This window comes from Pseudomonas sp. (assembly GCF_049300855.1).
In the GTDB taxonomy this organism is placed as follows: domain Bacteria; phylum Pseudomonadota; class Gammaproteobacteria; order Pseudomonadales; family Pseudomonadaceae; genus Aquipseudomonas.
The window spans coordinates 650,168-669,323 of record NZ_JBAQKH010000026.1 but is presented as its reverse complement, the minus strand read 5'-3'; the positions used below and the strand labels follow the sequence as shown (position 1 = coordinate 669,323).

The window sequence follows — 19,156 nt, the reverse complement described above, 5'->3', positions numbered from 1 at the left end:
GGACCTTACGGAGAACAATAACAATGATCTTCACCCCGGAACATGAAGCGCTGCGCCGCACTGTCCGTCAGTTCGTCGAACATGAGATCAATCCACACGTCGACGACTGGGAAAAGGCCGGGCGGTTTCCCATCCACGAGATTTTCCGCAAGGCCGGCGACCTCGGTTTACTGGGGATTTCCAAACCGGAAAAATTCGGCGGCATGGGTCTCGACTACAGCTATTCGATTGTCGCTGCCGAGGAGTTCGGCACCATTCACTGCGGCGGCATTCCGATGTCGATCGGCGTGCAGACCGACATGTGCACCCCCGCCCTCGCCCGCTTCGGCTCCGACGAATTGCGCGAAGAGTTCCTGCGCCCGGCGATCAGCGGTGAGCAGGTCGGCTGCATCGGTGTATCCGAAGTCGGCGCCGGTTCCGATGTTGCCGGGCTGAAGACCACCGCGCGCAAGGACGGCGACGACTACGTGATCAATGGCAGCAAGATGTGGATCACCAACTCGCCGAGCGCCGATTTCATCTGCCTGCTGGCCAACACCTCGGACGACAAACCGCACATCAACAAGTCGCTGATCATGGTGCCGATGAACACGCCGGGGATCAGCCTCAGTTCGCATCTGGACAAGCTCGGCATGCGCAGTTCTGAAACTGCGCAGGTGTTTTTCGACAACGTGCGCGTACCGCAGCGCAACCGCATCGGCCACGAAGGCGCCGGTTTCATGATGCAGATGCTGCAGTTTCAGGAAGAACGTCTGTTCGGCGCGGCGAACATGATCAAAGGCCTCGAATACTGCGTCGACAGCACCATCGAGTACTGCAAGGAGCGCAAGACCTTCGGCAATGCGCTGATCGACAATCAGGTCATCCACTTCCGCCTCGCCGAGTTGCAAACCGAAATCGAATGCCTGCGCGCGCTGGTCTACCAGGCCACCGAGCAGTACGTGAAAGGCCAGGACGTCACGCGGCTGGCGTCGATGGCCAAGCTCAAGGCCGGGCGCCTCGGCCGCGAAGTCAGCGACAGTTGCCTGCAATATTGGGGCGGCATGGGTTTCATGTGGGACAACCCGGTGGCCCGCGCCTATCGCGATGTGCGACTGGTGTCGATTGGCGGCGGCGCCGACGAAATCATGTTGGGGATCATCTGCAAACTGATGGGCATCCTGCCGGGGAAAAAAAAATGAGCAGCCTGCCGGAATGCCACACGCTATTGCTGGAACTGCATGGCGGCGTGCTGCACATCACCCTCAATCGGCCAGACAGCCGTAATGCGATGAGCCTGCAAATGGTCAGTGAATTGCGCACCGTACTGGCATCGGTGCGCGACGAGCGCAGTGTTCGGGCTTTGGTGCTCAGCGGCAGCGGCGGGCACTTCTGTGCCGGCGGCGATATCAAGGACATGGCCAATGCGCGCGCTCAGGGCGTCGAGGCTTACCGTGATTTGAATCGCGCATTCGGCGCTCTGCTGCAAGAAGCACAGCACACGCCGCAAGTGCTGATCACCGTGCTGCAGGGCGCGGTGCTGGGCGGTGGTTTCGGTTTGGCGTGTGTCAGCGATATCGCGATTGCCGATCATCAGGCGCAATTCGGCCTGCCGGAAACCAGCCTCGGTTTGCTGCCGGCGCAAATCGCGCCGTTTGTGGTGCAGCGCATCGGCCTGACCGAAACCCGCCGTCTGGCGCTGACCGCTGCGCGTTTTGACGGCCATCAGGCACGGCGTCTGGGACTGGTGCATTTTGTCGAGCAGGATGCACAGGCATTGGCCGAGCGGCTCGATGAGGTGCTGCAACACGTGCTGTGTTGCGCGCCGGAGGCGAATGCCATGACCAAGCAATTGTTGTTGGCCAGTGCCGGCCAGCCGTCGAGTGAATTGTTGGATGAGGCGGCTCGGTGGTTCAGCGAGGCAGTGACTGGCGAAGAAGGTGTCGAGGGCACCATGGCTTTTGTGCAGAAGCGGAAACCGCGGTGGGCTACCTGAAAAGCATCGCTGGCAAGCCCGCTCCCACAGGGAATTTGCGTCGTTAACAAAACCTGTGGGAGCGAGCTTGCTCGCGATGAGGCCAGCACATGCAACGCAACTTCCGAGGAAACAGCCCATGCCTGCCATCCAGAAAATCCTGATCGCCAACCGCGGTGAAATCGCCTGCCGCATCCAGCGCACCGCCCAGGCCTTGGGTTATCGCACCGTCGCCGTTTACAGCGATGCCGACACCGATGCCCTGCACGTTCAAATGGCCGATCAAGCTGTACACATCGGCCCGTCTCCTGTTCAACAATCCTATCTCGGCATCCCGGCAATCCTCGACGCCGCCCGCCGCAGCGGCGCCGATGCGATCCACCCCGGTTACGGCTTTCTTTCGGAAAACGCCGAATTCGCCCGCGCCTGCCAACAGGCAGGCCTGACGTTCATCGGTCCCAGCGTCGAAGCCATCGAGCTGATGGGCAGCAAACGCCGGTCGAAAATCGCCATGCTCGAAGCCGGGGTGCCATGCATTGCCGGTTATCAGGGTGCCGAACAAGACGACGCAACGCTGTCGCACGAGGCCGAACGCATCGGCTATCCGTTGATGATCAAGGCCAGCGCCGGCGGCGGTGGCCGCGGCATGCGCCTGGTCCACAACGCCGCGGATCTGAGCGCGCAACTGCGCACCGCCCGCTCTGAAGCACTCAACGGTTTTGGCAGCGACGAACTGATTCTCGAACAGGCCTTGATCGAACCGCGACACGTCGAAGTGCAGCTGTTCGGCGATCAGTTCGGTAACCTGATCTATCTCGGCGAGCGCGATTGCTCAGTGCAGCGCCGTCATCAGAAAGTCATCGAAGAGGCGCCCTGCCCGGTGATGACCGCCGAACTGCGCCAGGCCATGGGCGAAGCCGCGCTCAAGGCCGGGCGTGCGGTGAACTATGTCGGTGCCGGCACCGTGGAGTTTCTGCTCGACGCGCGCGGGCAGTTCTACTTTCTCGAGATGAATACCCGCCTGCAAGTCGAGCACCCGGTGACCGAATTGATCACCGGACTGGATCTGGTCGCGTGGCAATTGCGAGTTGCCGAAGGGCAGCCATTGCCGCTGACTCAGGCGCAAGTCCAGCTCGATGGTCATGCGATGGAGGTTCGTCTTTACGCCGAAGATCCTGCGCAGGATTTTCTGCCGCAAACCGGTCGCATCACCGCCTGGGAACCGGCACAGCAACACGGCGCACGCATTGATCACGGTTTGCGCGAAGGCCAGTCGATCAGCCCGTTCTATGACCCGATGCTGGGCAAGTTGATCGCCCATGGTGCCACCCGTGAAGAGGCCCGGCGCAAACTGTTGCGCGCGGTGCAGGACACGGTGTTGCTGGGCGTGCAGAGTAATCAGCGCCTGCTGGTCAGCCTGTTGCAACATCCGCAGTTCGTCAGTGGCGACTTCAGCACGGCGTTTATCACCCGGCACTTCAGCGATCACTCCTGCCTGCGACGCTACGCCCCCGATGCCGAGGAACTGGCCATCGCTGCCGTGTTGTTCTATCAAACCTGCGCCGCCAGTCATCGCGCGCCGCTGAGCGGCTGGCGCAATAACGCCAGTGTGCCGCTGCATTATCGCCTCGGCCTCGACGAACAACATTGGGCAGTGCAACTGCTTGCTGAGCGACAAGGCGTGTTCAACGTGCAAATAGCCGAGCGCACGCTGAAATTGACACTCATCGATCACGACGCCCACTCGGTGACACTGGAAATCGACGGCTTGCGCCAACGTCACGCCTATCGCCTGGAAGGCGAGCAACTCTGGCTGTTCACCCACCCCGGCAGCCTGCGCCTGGAGGATCGAACTCACGCCGTGATCGACAGTCAGAGCAGCGTCAGTTCCGGCACCTTGAAAGCACCGATGGACGGCGCCATTGTCGACGTACTGGTCAGCGAAGGCAGCCCGGTCAGCAAAGGTCAGTTGCTGGTGGTACTGGAGGCAATGAAAATGGAGCACCCGCTCAAGGCCGGCATCGACGGCGTGCTCAAGCGGGTGCAGGTCAAGGTCGGCGATCAGGTAAAAAATCGTCAGGTTCTGTTGCAGGTCGAGTAGTCAGCCAGGCGCAAACGCAGGGTTTGACTACGCTCTGAATAATCAGGACGCGGAAATCAGGAACCCTGCGATGCCACACTGGCTGGTCATAGATCTGGAAGCCACCACCGATGAGGGGGGCTGGCCGGTCACCGAAATGGAAATTATCGAGATCGGCGCCACGCTGGTCGATCGTGCCGGGCGCGAACAGGACCATTTTCAACGCTTCGTCAAACCGACACGACGGCCGTTGCTGACGCCATTTTGCCGCGAACTCACGCACATCACTCAAGCCAATATCGATGCGGCGCAGCCCCTGAACGAGGTCTGGCCGACGTTCGAACGCTGGCTCGCCCAGCATCAGCCCCGCCTCGAGGGCTGGGCCAGTTGGGGCGATTACGACCGCAAGCAATTGCTCCAGGAATGGCAGCGCCTGCAAATCGACAGCGGCTTGAGCCGGGTGCCGCACATGAACCTCAAACAACGCTTCGCCAAGGCCCGACGCCTGGAGCGGCCGCTGGGGCTCAACGGCGCACTGCAACTGGCCGGCATGCAGTTCAGTGGCCAGCAACACCGGGCGCTGGAAGATGCGCGCAATACCGCGCGACTATTGCCACTGGTATTGCCACTCTAAGGTCAATTCGAGAACTCACTGGACAGACGCCGGGCAGGTGACGGCGCCAAACGCCTTGTGCATACTGGCCGCCTCCATTTTTTAACCCTTTTCGAGGAATCGCCCATGTTTAAAGTCAACGAGTACTTCGACGGTACCGTCAAGTCGATCGCCTTTGGCACCGCTGAAGGTCCGGCGACCATCGGCGTCATGGCTCCGGGCGAATATGAATTCGGCACCGCTCAGCGTGAAATCATGCACGTGGTCTCCGGTGCACTGACCGTCAAACTGCCAGACAGCAGCGACTGGGAAACCTTCGCCGCCGGCAGCCAGTTCAATGTCCCGGCCAACAGCAAGTTCCAGCTGAAGGTGGCGGTCGACACCGCTTACCTGTGCGAATACCGCGGCTAACGCCACGGTTTCACGGCGATAAAAAAATGCCCGTGTCCAAAGACACGGGCATTTTCGTTTCAGTGGCGGATTACTCGAGAATCTCCACCGGCATGCCGACTTCGAGTCGACCATTACCGTCATTCACCAGATTCTGCCCGAACATCGCGCCATCGGCTTCGGCGCGATACTTCTGCAAGGTGGCCAGCGGCTCGCGGTCGGCACTGCGCTCACCGGTTTGCGGGTCGATGGTGGTGAGGATGCAGCGCGAACACGGCTTGACCACGCGCAACTCGACATCGCCGATGCGGATGCGCTTCCAACTGTCTTCGGCATAGGCCTCACTGCCTTCAATGACCAGATTCGGCCGAAAACGCAGCATTTCCAAAGGTCGTCCGACCTTTTTCGACAGATCCTGCAGGGATGCCTCGCCGATCAACAACAAAGGAAATCCGTCGGCGAACGCGACCTGGTCATCCTCGTTGCCGTAGCCGGCTTGCGTGGTGCGGGCGCGATCCAGCGGCACCTGCACCAGACGCGTCGGCTTACCAATGAAATCGCTGACCCAGCGCGCCGCCTCGTCGCCAGCATCCGGCACACGCAAGGTGTCGCGCCAGATGGTCACGCCGCGCAGTTCGGCGTCGTTGCCCGGCAAAGCGATTTCGATGGACGATTGTTCTGGCGCACTGAGGGTCAGACCGCCCTGCGCGTTCCACAATGCCGACAGCTGACTCATCTTCGCTTCGGCGCGCTGGGTCAGGAAGCGGCCACTGGCTTCATCCACGAGCATCCAGCGTCGGTCGCCGTCGAGCCCCAGCTTGTCGAGGTCGACGCTTTGCAGAACATCGACTTTGCCGGATTTCAACGGGTAACGATAAAGCGCGCTCAGACGCAGCATGGCCAGCTCCCTGGAGGATAAAAACGCCACCCTATACGAGCTTTATCCGCGAATCAAAGCTTGAATTCGCGCACTTCAATCCCGCCAGCAATACAACCTTGTTCAGCCTTTATCAGGCTGGCACCTCGTCGAGCATCAAGCGCTGGCGCACCACGTCGACCAGTTTGTCCGGCTGAAATTTGGAGAGGAAGTTGTCGCAGCCGACCTTCTTCACCATCGAGTCGTTGAAGCTGCCGGACAGCGAGGTGTGCAGTACCACGTACAGGCCACGCAGGCGCGGGTCGTTACGGATTTCAGTGGTCAGACGATAGCCGTCCATCTCCGGCATTTCCGCGTCGGTGAAAATCATCAGCAGCTTGTCGGTCATGTTCACGCCGGTATCGGCCCAAGCCTTGAGCATGTTCAGCGCCTTCAGACCATCGCTGGCAATGTGCATCTTCACGCCGAGCTGGCCGAGGGTGTCACGCAATTGCGAAAGGGCCACGTTGGAGTCGTCCACCAGCAGCACTTCACGGCCACGCGCGCGCTCCAGCACGGGATCATCAAGCTTTTCACGCGACACTTTGGCGTTGTACGGGACGATCTCCGCGAGGACTTTCTCGACGTCGATGATCTCCACCAATTGATCGTCGACCTTGCTGATGGCGGTCAGATAATGCTGGCGGCCGGCGCTGGTCGGCGGTGGCAGGATCGCTTCCCAGTTCATGTTGACGATGCGGTCCACGCCACCGACCAGGAAGGCCTGTACCGAACGGTTGTACTCGGTGACGATGATCGTGCTGTTCGGACCCGGCACCAGTGGGCGCATGCCGATCGCCTGCGACAGGTCGATCACCGGCAGCGTCTGGCCACGCAGATTGACCACGCCGCAGACGAACGGGTGGCGCTGTGGCATCAGGGTCAGCTTGGGCAGCTGCAGCACTTCCTGCACCTTGAACACGTTGATCGCGAACAATTGCCGCCCGGCCAGTCGAAACATGAGAATTTCCAGGCGATTCTCACCCACTAGTTGCGTGCGTTGGTCTACCGTGTCGAGAATGCCGGCCATCAATGACTCCTGGGCTTGTACTGATGAATTCACTATGAGGGGTTATCGGCTGCGAATGGCGAATCTTGATTCCTGCAAAATTCGCCAGCAAAATGCCATATCCGGGCATTGATGTCACATTAACATCATGGTTTACTGGACCGGTGATTTTCATCTGCTACATTCTTTACGGCGCGACCTCAGTTCGCACGTTAGGTTCCCGCGCCTAAGGGAATCCCCTAGTAACAATCAGGCCTAACCTGATGTTCGCAATATCCAATAGCCATTAATGTGACGCCATTCTCATTGCATGAACGGAGTCAGGCTATTGTGTGCGATCGCAGGTCAGTGGAAACACATCCTCTCGAAACCCCGGATCTGTGCACCTGCGCAGCGGGGCGCGATCTCGCGTCGGTTCATGACCGTCGGCACACACGGCATTCCCTCATCAGACATGACGTTGTGGAGATAAACATGCCGATCGACCGTAAAGAGTGGACCCAGCGGTTCCCCGAATTTCTCGTCGAGGCCGAAACGCTCCTGGCCAAGTCCGAAGAATGCCTCAGTCATCTGCAATTGATCAGCAATGACAAGGACGCCATCGACTGCATGCTCAGCACGCTGCTGAAACTGGCGAACAGGGCTCAGGCTCTGGCACTGGAGGCTGTTTCGGAGTTCTCCCTGCACCTCCACGACCTGCTCAATGGCGCACAGGCTCATGTCAACCTGCATGAACAGGCGCTGCAAGCATTGCAAGACTGCTTTACCTTGATCGCCTGGCAACTGGAACTGGTCGACCCGCGCACCGGACAACTCAGCCTTGATGAAAGCGAACAGGCCGCCCTGATCGAAGCGTTCGCCCTCCAGGTCAGCCAAAGCCCGTTCAAGCCGTCGATGACGAGCAAACGTTTGCCGCCTCTCAGCTACTCGGAACGGCAGGCCTGAACGACACGAGCCTGCATCGGGCGATGCGAAAAGCCAGCACCCACGAATGTCGCAATTGAATAGTTCATACCTGCCAGCGACAAACCGAACTAAATAATTTCACCTGCCCCATGCGAATAATGTCCGCCGACCTCAGGGTTTACCTGTGTCTGAGTAATCAACTCAACTTTAGCTCAGGCGCTATTCAGGGAACACAATAAAACACCTTTTCCATTATGGAACTTGCGTCCAACGTGGTGTATTTCCTGACCCAATGGACATATATAGCAAACGCGACCAACGGTATCTTAAGTGGTATTATGCCGCCGATTAGTTGCTTTCAATTAATGGCACAGTGACTCCAGTGATCGGCGTAATTCCAAGTTGGCCGTCAACTGTCCATTACTGCCCAGCCTTGAAAGCCATAACATAATTGACAGTATTTCCAGACAGAGATCCGCCCGCCACCGGTCGATCTACCCGCAGCGAACATCCATTGGCTCCATCCGTTATGTACGCCAGCCTCAAGTCAATCATCACATGGCCACCCTCGCGCGAAAATGCACGCCGGTTCACACTCATACTGTGTATCGCGGCAGCCCTCGGCAGCCTGCTGACCTATGGCTTTTCCGCGCCATTGTGCCTGGGCCTGCTACTGCTCAATCTTGCCGCAACCGCATGCGTGTGGGTGCAATACCGACTGTCACGCAAATCGATCAAGTTTCAGCCGCAGGAACTCGCCGACCGTTTGCTGGAAGTTCAGGAAAACGAACGCCACCGCCTCAGTCGTGAACTGCACGACGATATCGGTCAGTTGCTGACCGCCGCCAAGCTGCAGAGCGAATGGCTCAAGCGGCGGATGCCGGAAGAATTGCAGGAACAATGCACGGTACTTTGCGACACCCTTGAAGAAACCCTGAACAAAGTGCGTGACGTATCGGCCATTCTCAATCCGCGCCAATTGACCAGTCTGGGTCTTGAAGCCAGTCTGCGGGCGCACCTGCTCAAGACCATGACCAACACCAACGTGCACTGGAGCCTCGATTGTCAGCAACGCCTGAACGGGATTCCGGAAGAAATGGCCGTGGCCGCTTTCCGGATCACCCAGGAAGCCGTTACCAATATTCTGCGTCACGCCCAGGCAAAAAATCTGCTGATTCGGGTACAACGGTTGCCGCAAGGCCTGACGTTACTGATCAGCGATGACGGCCTGGGATTCGCACCGGCCGTTGATCCGGGGCGAGAAGGACAGCGAGGCATGGCCGGGATGGCCGAACGGATCGAGCAATTGGGTGGCACCCTGAGCGTCAGCAGCGAGCCGGGCAAAGGCACTCGAATCGAAGCACTTTTCCCCTGGGCGCCCCGAGCTCTCGAGCGGGCCAGTACGAATAAGGTTATGCGTTGACTTGTAACTTACTTCTGGTGGATGACCACTCGCTGATCAGGGCCGGCGTGCGCGCTCTGGTGCTGGATATTCCTGGCTATGCGGTGATTGGCGAAGCCAATGACGGCTCGCAGTTGCTCGAAATGGTCGAGCAGCTGAGTCCCGATATCGTGTTGCTGGATATCTCGATGAAAGAAACCGGCGGCCTCGAAGCCCTGCAAAGGCTCAAGCGCGTACGCCCGCAGAGCAAAGTGTTGATCCTGTCGATGCACACCGATCCGGCGCTGATCATGCAGGCACTGGAATCCGGAGCTCACGGCTACCTGCTCAAGGACACCACGGCCACCGAACTCGAACACGCGCTGGAAGCCTTGCGCAACAACGAGCGCTACTTGAGCCCGGCCATTGCCCACACCGTGATCAATCAGGCGCTGACGCGCAATCAGAAGCAGCAACCGGACACCACCGATTCGCACAATCTGACCGCCCGCCAACTGGAAATATTGCGTCTGATTGTCCGTGGCAAATCCACCCGGGAAATCGCCAATGGTCTGGGTTTGAGTATCAAGACCGTCGAAACCCACCGCTCGCAGATCATGAAGCGCCTGCAGATCTACGATGTGGCGGGTCTGGTGCTGTTCGCCGTGCGCGAACAGATCATCAGTCTGGACGACTGACCGCACGCTGGCCACCGAGCAAGGGAGAATGCTCCGGCAAATGCACCCGCAGCGCCGCTGGTCGCGCCTCGAACCGCAGGCTGTCACCCTCCAGCGGTTCGCCATCGAGATTGATGCACAACCCTTCGGCGAGCTTGATCTCGACCCATGGCAAACGGGTCCGGACAAACATGTTGTCGATACCGAATCCATCGCTGAGCAGCGTCTTCAATGTGCCAACCAACTCCTGTGGCGCCGGCAAGATGCTGATATCCAGTAACCCATCGTCGACCAGCGCCTGCGGGCACAAGACATGCCCGCCCCCAGCCTGACGGCCGTTGCCGATACCCAGTGCCAGCAACTCGCCGCTCCAATGGAAATCGGGGCCCTGCAACTCCCCGTAAGCGGCATGCAGCTCGCTGAAGCGCGACAGACCGGTAAACAGATAGGCCGCGCCGCCCAGAACCTTTTTCAAGTCCTCTGAGGTATTGGCGGTGACCTGACTGCCGAAACCACCGGTGGCCATATTGAGGAAAATCTGCTCGCCGACTCGACCCAGATCGATATCCCGCGGCGGGACATCCAACAGTTCAAGCGCCTCGTCCGGCTCGAGCGGGATTCCGGCGGCGCGGGAAAAATCGTTGGCCGTGCCCAGTGGCAACAGCACCAGACTGGCCTCACCCGGGCGCGCCGCGAGCGCTTCGGCGATATCACGCAATGTGCCGTCTCCGCCTCCGGCAATGATTTTTCGGTAACCGTCAGCCAAAGCCTGCTCGACCCAACGCTGGGCATCGCCCGCCTCCCACGTCAGGCGCACCGCCAGTTCCCAGCCTTGTTGGCGCTTTTTCTCGACTGCGCTGCGAACCGCCTCGTTCAGCGCTTGCTTGCCATGCAGGATCAACAGCGCCCGGCGCTCACTCATAACGTCACTCCCTGAATTGAATTCGTTGAAACATCTTGACCGCTGCAACACGCAAAAAAGCCGCAATCATTTCAATTAATTCGCGAAACGGATCGCCGCGTCCTACACACCGGTATTTTTTCATACAGAATTTGAGGAATTGGCTCAATTGACCCGCCTCAACCATTGCTTCACCGTGTGCTGGCGACACCCCCTCTTCAATTCAACAACACACGGATGTGCAGGTAATGAGTGGATACACCCCGAAGAGCTTTTACCGCTCGACAGATGGACAAGGTCACAGGCGTACCGTTGAAGCGGCTGGCGGATTTTTCCATGCGCAGCCATGAAGCCAGAATTTCGGTGAGCCCGGTCGGGCCACTCGACGACAGCCACGCGGATAGCAAATCCGATTTTAGAAAAAGCGCCAGAACCGCTGGAGAAATTGCGATGGAACCTCGTGTGACCGAGCTGGAAACCCACCTCAAATACATTCGGCGGGACATGGACGAGGTTCGCAGTGACGTCAGAACGATCAAACACCGCCTGGCCTATTCGGCAGGTGCAACAGCAGTCGTCCTGTGTTTGCTCGGCTGGGTCGCCAATAGCCGGTTTGACCAGCTCGTGACCCTGATCAGTCATTGATCGGCCGAGTATCGGCAGGCGCCGGTGCTATGACCGACGCCTGCCCCCGCCAGACAGGGCTTAACCCAGAAGGTCACTCAGCGGAATGAAAACCACCGCGTCACCTTCATTCAACGTGTGGCCTTCCAGCACCTCCACCAAACCGTCTGCCCAGGCAGCACTGCGCAGCACACCGGAGCTCTGGTTACGATAGATAATCGCCCGCCCCTGCTCGAGGCGGCCTCTGAGGTACTCACGCCGGTTACCGGCCACCGGCCAGGCGAAGCCCGCCGGCACGCTGAACTTCAGCGGCTCGACATCCTGCACACCCTGACGTCGCAACAGATACGGTCGAGTCAGCAGCGCAAAAGTCACCAGCGTCGAAGCCGGGTTACCCGGCAGGCCGATCACCGGAACGTTGCGGAAATGGCCGAACGTCAGGGGTTTTCCCGGTTTGATGGCGAGTTTCCAGAGGGTCAGTTCCCCCTCCTCTCTCAAGGCGATACCGAGGAAATCCGCTTCGCCCACGGACACACCGCCGGTGGAAAGGATCAGATCAACGTCCTGCAACTCCCCCAGACGGGCACGAGTGGCGGCCAGATCATCGGGGAGAATACCGGCGTCGACCACTTCACAACCCAGACGCTGCAACCAACTGCACAGGACGACCCGGTTGCTGTTGTATATCTGCCCAGGCCCTAATGCCTGGCCCGGCTCGACCAGTTCGTCGCCGGTGGAAATCACCGCAACACGGACCTTGCGCACAACCTGCAGCGTGGCGCAGCCCAGCGAGGCGCACAGACCCAGCTCAATCGGTCCCAGCCGGGTCCCCCCAGTAAGGACCAGCTCACCGACGGTTGTTTCCTGGCCCTGCGCACGGATGTTCTGCCCGATGCTCATCGCTTCGATAAAGCGCACCCGGCCATCGGCCTGCACCTCAGCGTTTTCCTGCATCTCTACGCAATCGGCGCCCGCAGGCACCGGTGCCCCGGTGAAGATCCGCGCACAGGTGCCTGGCTTCAGTGGTTCGGGGGCCTGCCCGGCGAACACTTTCTGGCTGACCGGCAGCGGTTCACCCGTCCAGTCGGCCAGGTTCAGCGCATAGCCATCCATGGCGCTATTGGGCCAGGGCGGCAGATCCAGCGTCGACAGCAGATTTTCACCGAGCACGCGCCCCTCGGCTTGAGCCAGTGGCAAAATTTCATGCTCGACAATGGGCGAGGCTTCAGCCATTTCCAGCAGGCGCGCCAACGCCACCTCGACGGGCATCAAACTGCCGGTCTTGCCCGGCTTACCCACGGGATTCACAAGGCGCTGCCTGTTTCAAATGGGCAACGAAATTGCACGGACGATGACGCGCATCCAGTTGCTCACCGAGTATGCCGTCCCAACCGGTGCGTACCGCATTGGTCGAACCCGGCAGGCAGCACACCAGAGTGCCATTGGCCAAGCCGGCCAATGCTCGCGATTGCACGGTCGAGGTGCCAATATCTGCCACGGAAATCTGGCGGAACAACTCACCAAATCCATCAACCTGTTTGTCGAGCAGACAAGCCACCGCTTCCGGCGTACTGTCGCGTCCGGTGAAACCGGTGCCGCCGGTGATCAGCACAACCTGCACGACATCGTCGGCAATCCAGTTGGCGACTTGCGCGCGAATTTTGTAGAGGTCATCTTTAAGCAGAACCCGCGCCGCCAGATGGTGGCCGGCCGCCGTCAAACGGTCGACGAAGACCTGGCCTGAAGTGTCGGTTTCCAGCGTTCGGGTATCGCTGACAGTCAGCACCGCTATATTGAGCGGCACGAAAGGTACATCAGCCTTAGCTTTCATAGGCTCGTCCAGTTATAGGAGAAACAGCCCGGTGTTATATCACAGCGCCCCCATTTTCCGCCGACCCGCCGCAGAGCTGCCATGACTTTGAATACTCAACTGCCGCCCTGCTCCATTCTGCTGCTGGCCGGTGGCCGCGGCCAACGCATGGGCGGTCAGGACAAGGGCTTGGTCGAGTGGCTGGGCGAGCCGTTGATTGCGCATGTGCAGCGCAAGGCACGTGGGCTGACTGACGACCTGATCATCTCCTGCAATCGCAATCGTGAGCGATATGCGCCATTCGCCGATCAATTGGTGGTCGATGACGAGGGCGACTTTCCAGGGCCCTTGGCCGGTATTCGTGCCGGCCTGAAAGCCGCGCACCACAGGCATCTGTTGGTCTTGCCCTGTGATGTCCCGCGAATTGACGCAGCCTTGCTGCACAGCATGCGCGAAGCCGCCCATTTGAATCCTGACAAACCTTTAATGTTGCGCCACGACGAGCATTGGGAACCGCTGTTATGCGTGATTCCGGTCGACCTGCTGCCGGCATTCGAAACCGCCTGGAACGCCGGTGAACGCAGCCCCGGCCGGGTCATGCGCAGTCTGGGCGCGACGGCGCTGGAATGCCCGGACAACGATCCGCGTCTGGCCAACCTGAACACCCCCGAACTGTTAAATTCGCACAACACTGTGTCAGACTGACACCATTCAAGGAACTCTCACGCCTTGTATACGTCTCAAGCTCAGTAACCAAAAGAATTCCCATTCGGAGACACACCCATGACTCAACGGACCCTCGCCACTTTCATGCTCGCACTGGGCCTGGCTACCCTCGCCGGTTGCTCGTCGCCTACAGTGATCACCTTGAATGACGGTCGCGAAATCCAGGCCGTCGACACCCCGAAATACGATGACGATTCGGGTTTCTACGAGTTCAAACAGCTCGACGGCAAAGAAACTCGCATCAACAAGGATCAGGTTCGTACCGTTAAAGAGCTGTAAGCTCTGGGTCGACACCCGATACAAAAAGCCCGCATTAATGCGGGCTTTTTCATGGGCGTTCGAAAAGTACACGGGATGTCACCATTGCAGGGTGATGCGACTTTCGAATTCGCGCACCTCGCCAGTCACCGGGTCAATGAATCGCAACCCTTGCGCCAGCAGCTTCAACGGGTTGGCGTAGTCATCTTCAACGTCTTTCAACACGTGCGGATAAAACGGATCGTTACAGATGCTCGCTCCCAGCGCGGTCATGTGCACACGCAGTTGATGCTTTTTGCCGGTCACCGGAAACAGGCCATACCGCCAAAGATCGCCGTTCTTCTCGCGAACCTCCACTGCCGTTTCGGTATTGCTGGCGCCCGGTCCTTCCTGCATGCGGAAAAACGGTTCGCCATCGACCAGGCGGCTTTTGTGCACCAGCGGAAAATTCAGCTGCGGCAATGCCGGCGCGATGGCTTCATAGCGCTTGTCGATCTGCCGCGTCGGGAACAATGACTGATAGGCAGAGCGCGTTTGTGGGTTGGCCGAGAAGATCACCAGCCCAGCCGTGTGGCGGTCAATCCTGTGCAGCGGCACCAAGTGGGGATTGTCCAGGCGGCGGATCAAACGGCGCAGCAGTGTTTGCTCGACATATTCGCCCGCAGGCGTCACCGGCAGGAAATGCGGCTTGTCGGCGACCACCAGATGCTCATCGGCATACAGAATCGACTCCAGTACGGGAATCGGTTTTTCGTCCGGCACTTCGCGAAAGTAATGAATCCGCAGGCCTTCCTTGTAAGGCAAATCCACCGTGATCGGTTGCCCCTGACCATCCAGCACACGACCGCGCGCGATGCGGTCCAGCCATTGCTCGCGGCCAATGGCGCTGAAGTGCTCGCACAGACAATCGAGTACGGTCAGCCAGTGGCCCGGTGGCAGATAAAGCGTGCTGGCCTGATTCTGCGCAGCAGAGAATGTAGATGCGGACATACGGAGATTCGAACCCTCAATGCAGGCCGGCATTATCCAACACAGAAGGCAACGAACCTAGCGCAGATTCCTCAGGCCGGTATCGACTTGAGCGCCGCTGCGTCGGTGAACTCCTTGAGCCAGCGCAGCACGTCAACCGCTTCCCAACGGCCCGGGTCATACAAGGCGTACATCAGGCCCTGATAACCGACCACATCCAGTTGCCTGTGATACCCGGCACGCTGGAACAAGGCCTCGATCTCGGCAAAGCAGGTGTTGAAATGCAGCTTGTTGAAGGGCGTCTTGCCTTCCGTGACCAACCCGTCCAGGCGCAATTCGAGGACGGCCTCGCGCACCACGTCAACCGACATGCGGTTCACGCTGTTCTTCAACTGTTCGACATTGACCACGGTTCGTCCCTCTGACCCAATTACTGTATGAACATACAGTAACCGAATAAACCGTGAAGTGCCAAGGGATCGATGTGTGGTGACGACCGGCGGGATGACGCTGGCGCAACGAATTAACGCAAAAACGCCACGACTTCATCGGCATTGAACGGCCAGCCCAATTCCGCCCCGGTGTCGACGCGGCGCAACACCGGGATGCGCAGGCTGTAAGCCTCGAACCAGCTTTCGTCGTCAGCGATATCCACCAGTTCCACCAGCAGACCATGCTCGACAAAAGGCATCAGCTCGGCTTCAGCCACTTCACACAAATGACACCCCAAAGTGCCGAACAGCTGACATTCGGGAGGCATGGGCATTCCACCGACAATAAGTGCGCCTATTCTAGGCCGCTGCCGAAAACCCGTCGAGCCACCGCCGCTCAAAGGCTGCAGTGTCTCCACAACCGCTCATGCGCAAAATCCTGACGCAAATCAGTCCACATAAAAGCCAATCAGGCGATGCTTCCGCGCTTTTTGCCTCTACGCTTGAGAGGCCAAAGCCCTGACATCGGAGTGTCTCGTGTTTGCCAATCTGTTGATCATCCTCGCTTCGTCCCTGGTGGTGATAGCCCTGTTCCGTCGCCTGCGGCTGCCACCGGTGCTGGGTTATCTGTGCGTGGGATTACTGGTCGGGCCGAGTGCATTCGATTGGGTCAACGAGAGTGAGCACCTGCCCGATGTGGCTGAACTTGGCGTGGTGTTCCTGCTGTTTTCGCTGGGGCTGGAATTCTCCCTGTCGAAGATGATTGCCCTGCGTCAGGTGGTGTTCCGCCTGGGCAGTCAGCAAGTCTTGATCAGCACCGCCGTGCTGGGACTGCTGCTGATGTTGTTGGGCATGCCGATGACGCCTGCGCTGTTGCTCGGCGCCGGGCTATCGCTGTCATCCACGGCGATCGTGACCAAAGAGCTGGGCAGTCTCGGTGAGGTGTTCAGCAGTCATGGCCAGAACGCGGTCGGGGTGTTGCTGTTTCAGGACGTGGTCGCTGTTTTGTTGCTGACCCTGGTGCCGGTGTTCGCCGGCAGTAGCGATCAGGCCTGGTATTGGGCCCTGCCGCTGACACTGGCGAAAACCGTGGTGCTGTTTGTCGGCCTGTTGCTGGCCAGTCGCTGTTTGCTGCCGCGGCTGTTCCATGAAGTGGCGGCGTCGCGCTCGGCAGAATTGTTCGTGTTGTTGGCGCTGGTGATTGTCCTGCTCACCGCGTGGCTGACTCACCTGCTCGGCCTGTCCCCCGCCCTCGGCGCATTCCTCGCCGGCATGCTGCTGGGCGAAAGCCATTATCGCCATCAGATCGAGGCGGACATCCGCCCCTTCCGCGACATTCTGCTCGGGGTATTTTTCGTCAGTATCGGCATGCTCATCGACCTGCAACTGTTCGTCAGTCACAGCGTGCTGATTATCGGCCTGACCCTCGGATTGATGGTGATCAAAGGCCTTGTCGTCAGCCTGCTGGTGAAGTGGCGCGGCAGCGATAGCGAAACCGCCTGGCGCAGTGGTCTGGCCTTGGCCCAGGGTGGCGAATTCTGCTTTGCGCTGATGGCGCAGATGCAACAAAACAGCCTGCTGCCAGATGAGTTGGGCGCGCTGCTCCTGGCGGCGACCTTCTGCTCGATGCTGCTGACCCCCCTGCTGTTGCGCGCCGCCCCACGGATTGCCGCCGCCCTGCACCGTAAACCCAATCAGGAAGCGCAGATCGAGGAGATCAGCGCGCTCAACGCCGACCTCGACAAGCACGTGGTGATTTGTGGGTACGGACGGGTCGGCCAATCCATTGGCCGTTTCATGCGCAATGCGCGACAGCCCTTCATTGCGCTGGACAACGATCCGGTGCGGGTCCAGGAAGCCGCCAGTGGCGAAAGTGACGTGCACTACGGCGACTCGGCACGCGGCGATCTGCTGACCGCCGTCGGCTTGCTGCGCGCCCGGCTACTGGTGATTGCCGTCGACCAGAGTGACGTCGCCCTGCGCATCCTCAAGGAGGCGCGCCGGCTCAATGCCCACGTGCCGATTCTGGTGCGCACCCGCGACGACAGCCAATGGGCGGAACTCAAAGCTGCCGGCGCCAATGAAGTGGTGCCGGAGTTGTTGGAGTCGAGCCTGATGCTCGCTTCCCACGCCTTGATCATGCTCGGCTTGCCGGCGCATCAGGTGCAGGAGCAAGTCGATCAGGTGCGCATCGACCGCTATCGCCTGCTGCACGGCTTTTACCCGGGGGCTGACGATGAGGAAACCTAATCCTGACTCACGGCGCCGATCTTGTGCAGCGACAGGTCGGCGCCGTAATACTCCTGTTCCTGGCTCAGGCGCAGACCATGCAGCGCCTTGATCGCACCGTAAACCACGAAGCCACCGAGCAGCGCAACGACGACACCGAGCGCGGTGCCGAGCAACTGGCTGATCAGGCTGACGCCGCCGAGGCCGCCAAGTGCGGTCTGACCGAAGATGCCACAAGCGATGCCGCCCCACACCCCGCACAAACCGTGCAACGGCCACACACCCAGCACATCATCGATGCGCCATTTCACCTGGGCGGCAGTAAAGCACCAGACAAACAATGCCCCGGCGATTGCACCGGTCACCAACGCACCGACCGGATGCATCAAATCGGAACCGGCGCAGATCGCCACCAACCCGGCCAACGGGCCGTTGTGCAGGAAGCCCGGGTCATTGCGCCCGACGATCAACGCCGCCACGGTGCCGCCGACCATCGCCATCAACGAGTTGACGGCCACCAGCCCGCTGACACCTTGCAGGGTCTGCGCGCTCATCACGTTGAAGCCGAACCAGCCGACGATCAGGATCCACGAACCCAGCGCCAGAAACGGAATGCTCGACGGCGCAAACGCCACCAGACGGCCGTCGCGATAACGACCATTGCGCGGACCGAGCAGCAACACCGCCGCCAGTGCCAGCCAGCCGCCCATGGCATGCACCACCACGGAACCGGCGAAATCATGGAAAGCGGCGCCGAACTGCGCCGTCAGCCAGGCTTGCAGACCATAGTTGCCGTTCCAGATCATCCCTTCGAAAAACGGATAGATAAACGCGACGATCAGCGCCGTGGCGCACAACTGCGGAACGAAACGCGCGCGCTCGGCAATGCCGCCGGAAATGATCGCCGGGATTGCCGCGGCAAAGGTCAGCAGGAAGAAAAACTTCACCAGCCCATAGCCATGATCGGCACTGAGTACCGCCGCCGGTTGCATGAACGTCACGCCGTAAGAGATCCAATAGCCTATAAAGAAATAGGCCAGGGTCGAGACGGCAAAATCACTGAGAATTTTCGACAGCGCATTGACCTGGTTTTTCTGGCGCACGGTACCGACTTCCAGAAAAGCGAAACCGGCGTGCATCGCCAGTACCATCACCGCGCCGATCAGAATGAACAACGTATTGGAGCTGTGAACCAGCGTGTCCACAGCGCTTTGCAGATTTTCCATGGATAGGCAGACCTGGGGGGGCGAAAAAGGCACCAAAGCGGTTCATGCGGGCACTT

Annotated in this window: 21 protein-coding genes; 12 read left to right on the top strand and 9 right to left on the bottom strand. The window is 59.6% G+C overall.

The features are described from left to right. Positions 1-23: 23 nt before the first annotated feature. From atuD to WA225_RS12660, 5 genes are all read left to right on the top strand, one after another. Entirely contained in the window at positions 24-1,181 is a 1,158-nt protein-coding gene (atuD, locus tag WA225_RS12680) for a citronellyl-CoA dehydrogenase (RefSeq protein ID WP_422608162.1), read from the top strand. Next, positions 1,178-1,975, top strand: coding sequence for an enoyl-CoA hydratase/isomerase family protein (locus WA225_RS12675; RefSeq protein WP_422608161.1), 798 nt, complete (start codon positions 1,178-1,180; stop codon positions 1,973-1,975). The genes atuD and WA225_RS12675 overlap by 4 nt, the downstream gene beginning before the upstream one ends. Before the next feature lie 118 nt (positions 1,976-2,093). Further along, entirely contained in the window at positions 2,094-4,055 is a 1,962-nt protein-coding gene (locus WA225_RS12670; protein WP_422608160.1) for an acetyl-CoA carboxylase biotin carboxylase subunit, read from the top strand. 70 nt (positions 4,056-4,125) lie between these two features. Further along, positions 4,126-4,668, top strand: coding sequence for an exonuclease domain-containing protein (locus tag WA225_RS12665; RefSeq protein ID WP_422608159.1), 543 nt, complete (start codon positions 4,126-4,128; stop codon positions 4,666-4,668). Positions 4,669-4,773: 105 nt separating this feature from the next. Further along, positions 4,774-5,058 (top strand): pyrimidine/purine nucleoside phosphorylase, encoded by a 285-nt coding sequence (locus WA225_RS12660; protein ID WP_003226701.1) that lies wholly within the window; start codon positions 4,774-4,776, stop codon positions 5,056-5,058. A 70-nt stretch (positions 5,059-5,128) separates the two neighbouring features. Here the strand turns inward: WA225_RS12660 and WA225_RS12655 are convergent, their stop codons facing one another. Both WA225_RS12655 and WA225_RS12650 read right to left on the bottom strand, forming a co-directional pair. Further along, positions 5,129-5,935 carry an MOSC domain-containing protein gene (locus WA225_RS12655; protein ID WP_422608158.1) on the bottom strand — a complete coding sequence of 269 codons (807 nt, stop codon included), beginning with the start codon at positions 5,933-5,935 and terminating at the stop codon, positions 5,129-5,131. Positions 5,936-6,047: 112 nt separating this feature from the next. Continuing rightward, the gene (locus WA225_RS12650; protein ID WP_064391361.1) at positions 6,048-6,983 is read right to left on the bottom strand and encodes a chemotaxis protein CheV; all 936 of its coding nucleotides are present in this window, start codon (positions 6,981-6,983) and stop codon (positions 6,048-6,050) included. A gap of 453 nt (positions 6,984-7,436) precedes the next feature. On the opposite strand from WA225_RS12650, the gene WA225_RS12645 reads away from it, so the two are divergent. The 3 genes from WA225_RS12645 (at position 7,437) to WA225_RS12635 (ending at position 9,947) form a co-directional block, all read left to right on the top strand. After that, positions 7,437-7,907, top strand: coding sequence for a hypothetical protein (locus WA225_RS12645; RefSeq protein ID WP_422608157.1), 471 nt, complete (start codon positions 7,437-7,439; stop codon positions 7,905-7,907). A gap of 490 nt (positions 7,908-8,397) precedes the next feature. Further along, positions 8,398-9,291 carry a sensor histidine kinase gene (locus WA225_RS12640; protein ID WP_422608222.1) on the top strand — a complete coding sequence of 298 codons (894 nt, stop codon included), beginning with the start codon at positions 8,398-8,400 and terminating at the stop codon, positions 9,289-9,291. Beyond that, positions 9,288-9,947 (top strand): response regulator, encoded by a 660-nt coding sequence (locus WA225_RS12635; RefSeq protein WP_422608156.1) that lies wholly within the window; start codon positions 9,288-9,290, stop codon positions 9,945-9,947. Before WA225_RS12640 ends, WA225_RS12635 begins: the two co-directional genes overlap by 4 nt. Here WA225_RS12635 and yegS read toward each other — a convergent pair. Further along, positions 9,931-10,848, bottom strand: coding sequence for a lipid kinase YegS (yegS, locus tag WA225_RS12630; protein ID WP_422608155.1), 918 nt, complete (start codon positions 10,846-10,848; stop codon positions 9,931-9,933). The two genes, WA225_RS12635 and yegS, sit on opposite strands and share 17 nt — an antisense overlap. A 315-nt stretch (positions 10,849-11,163) precedes the next feature. Between yegS and WA225_RS12625 the strand changes: the two genes are divergently transcribed. Beyond that, positions 11,164-11,472: a hypothetical protein gene (locus tag WA225_RS12625; protein WP_422608221.1), complete on the top strand. Its 309-nt coding sequence runs from the start codon at positions 11,164-11,166 to the stop codon at positions 11,470-11,472. A 60-nt stretch (positions 11,473-11,532) separates the two neighbouring features. On the opposite strand, the gene glp is transcribed toward WA225_RS12625, so the two are convergent. Together glp and moaB are read right to left on the bottom strand one after the other, a co-directional pair. Next, positions 11,533-12,759 carry a gephyrin-like molybdotransferase Glp gene (gene glp, locus WA225_RS12620; protein ID WP_422608154.1) on the bottom strand — a complete coding sequence of 409 codons (1,227 nt, stop codon included), beginning with the start codon at positions 12,757-12,759 and terminating at the stop codon, positions 11,533-11,535. Then, the gene (gene moaB / locus WA225_RS12615; RefSeq protein ID WP_422608153.1) at positions 12,743-13,282 is read right to left on the bottom strand and encodes a molybdenum cofactor biosynthesis protein B; all 540 of its coding nucleotides are present in this window, start codon (positions 13,280-13,282) and stop codon (positions 12,743-12,745) included. The genes glp and moaB overlap by 17 nt, the downstream gene beginning before the upstream one ends. An 81-nt stretch (positions 13,283-13,363) precedes the next feature. Here moaB and mobA point away from each other — a divergent pair, with 81 nt between their 5' ends. Further along, positions 13,364-13,966, top strand: coding sequence for a molybdenum cofactor guanylyltransferase MobA (mobA, locus tag WA225_RS12610; protein WP_422608152.1), 603 nt, complete (start codon positions 13,364-13,366; stop codon positions 13,964-13,966). A gap of 78 nt (positions 13,967-14,044) precedes the next feature. Further along, positions 14,045-14,266 carry a YgdI/YgdR family lipoprotein gene (locus WA225_RS12605; RefSeq protein WP_007908660.1) on the top strand — a complete coding sequence of 74 codons (222 nt, stop codon included), beginning with the start codon at positions 14,045-14,047 and terminating at the stop codon, positions 14,264-14,266. A 78-nt stretch (positions 14,267-14,344) separates the two neighbouring features. Here the strand turns inward: WA225_RS12605 and WA225_RS12600 are convergent, their stop codons facing one another. The 3 genes from WA225_RS12600 to WA225_RS12590 all read right to left on the bottom strand — a co-directional run bounded on the left by WA225_RS12600 (position 14,345) and on the right by WA225_RS12590 (position 15,974). Beyond that, positions 14,345-15,235: a pseudouridine synthase gene (locus WA225_RS12600; RefSeq protein ID WP_422608151.1), complete on the bottom strand. Its 891-nt coding sequence runs from the start codon at positions 15,233-15,235 to the stop codon at positions 14,345-14,347. Between the two features lie 71 nt (positions 15,236-15,306). Next, positions 15,307-15,624 carry a transcriptional regulator gene (locus tag WA225_RS12595; protein WP_422608150.1) on the bottom strand — a complete coding sequence of 106 codons (318 nt, stop codon included), beginning with the start codon at positions 15,622-15,624 and terminating at the stop codon, positions 15,307-15,309. A 113-nt stretch (positions 15,625-15,737) separates the two neighbouring features. Then, positions 15,738-15,974 carry a glutaredoxin family protein gene (locus tag WA225_RS12590; protein ID WP_422608149.1) on the bottom strand — a complete coding sequence of 79 codons (237 nt, stop codon included), beginning with the start codon at positions 15,972-15,974 and terminating at the stop codon, positions 15,738-15,740. Between the two features lie 208 nt (positions 15,975-16,182). Between WA225_RS12590 and WA225_RS12585 the strand changes: the two genes are divergently transcribed. Next, entirely contained in the window at positions 16,183-17,895 is a 1,713-nt protein-coding gene (locus WA225_RS12585; RefSeq protein WP_422608148.1) for a cation:proton antiporter, read from the top strand. Here WA225_RS12585 and WA225_RS12580 read toward each other — a convergent pair. Beyond that, entirely contained in the window at positions 17,892-19,100 is a 1,209-nt protein-coding gene (locus WA225_RS12580) for an ammonium transporter (protein WP_422608147.1), read from the bottom strand. The genes WA225_RS12585 and WA225_RS12580 overlap by 4 nt on opposite strands. Positions 19,101-19,156: the final 56 nt, after the last annotated feature.

Coding starts and splice junctions, on each gene's coding strand:
- WA225_RS12655 (WP_422608158.1), bottom strand. CDS start 5,935: ATGCTGCGTCTGAGCGCGCTTTATCGTTACCCGTTGAAATCCGGCAAA.
- WA225_RS12645 (WP_422608157.1), top strand. CDS start 7,437: ATGCCGATCGACCGTAAAGAGTGGACCCAGCGGTTCCCCGAATTTCTC.
- WA225_RS12660 (WP_003226701.1), top strand. CDS start 4,774: ATGTTTAAAGTCAACGAGTACTTCGACGGTACCGTCAAGTCGATCGCC.
- WA225_RS12580 (WP_422608147.1), bottom strand. CDS start 19,100: ATGGAAAATCTGCAAAGCGCTGTGGACACGCTGGTTCACAGCTCCAAT.
- mobA (WP_422608152.1), top strand. CDS start 13,364: ATGACTTTGAATACTCAACTGCCGCCCTGCTCCATTCTGCTGCTGGCC.
- WA225_RS12670 (WP_422608160.1), top strand. CDS start 2,094: ATGCCTGCCATCCAGAAAATCCTGATCGCCAACCGCGGTGAAATCGCC.
- WA225_RS12605 (WP_007908660.1), top strand. CDS start 14,045: ATGACTCAACGGACCCTCGCCACTTTCATGCTCGCACTGGGCCTGGCT.
- yegS (WP_422608155.1), bottom strand. CDS start 10,848: ATGAGTGAGCGCCGGGCGCTGTTGATCCTGCATGGCAAGCAAGCGCTG.
- atuD (WP_422608162.1), top strand. CDS start 24: ATGATCTTCACCCCGGAACATGAAGCGCTGCGCCGCACTGTCCGTCAG.
- WA225_RS12600 (WP_422608151.1), bottom strand. CDS start 15,235: ATGTCCGCATCTACATTCTCTGCTGCGCAGAATCAGGCCAGCACGCTT.
- WA225_RS12675 (WP_422608161.1), top strand. CDS start 1,178: ATGAGCAGCCTGCCGGAATGCCACACGCTATTGCTGGAACTGCATGGC.
- WA225_RS12650 (WP_064391361.1), bottom strand. CDS start 6,983: ATGGCCGGCATTCTCGACACGGTAGACCAACGCACGCAACTAGTGGGT.
- WA225_RS12625 (WP_422608221.1), top strand. CDS start 11,164: ATGCGCAGCCATGAAGCCAGAATTTCGGTGAGCCCGGTCGGGCCACTC.
- WA225_RS12590 (WP_422608149.1), bottom strand. CDS start 15,974: ATGCCTCCCGAATGTCAGCTGTTCGGCACTTTGGGGTGTCATTTGTGT.
- moaB (WP_422608153.1), bottom strand. CDS start 13,282: ATGAAAGCTAAGGCTGATGTACCTTTCGTGCCGCTCAATATAGCGGTG.
- WA225_RS12665 (WP_422608159.1), top strand. CDS start 4,126: ATGCCACACTGGCTGGTCATAGATCTGGAAGCCACCACCGATGAGGGG.
- WA225_RS12640 (WP_422608222.1), top strand. CDS start 8,398: ATGTACGCCAGCCTCAAGTCAATCATCACATGGCCACCCTCGCGCGAA.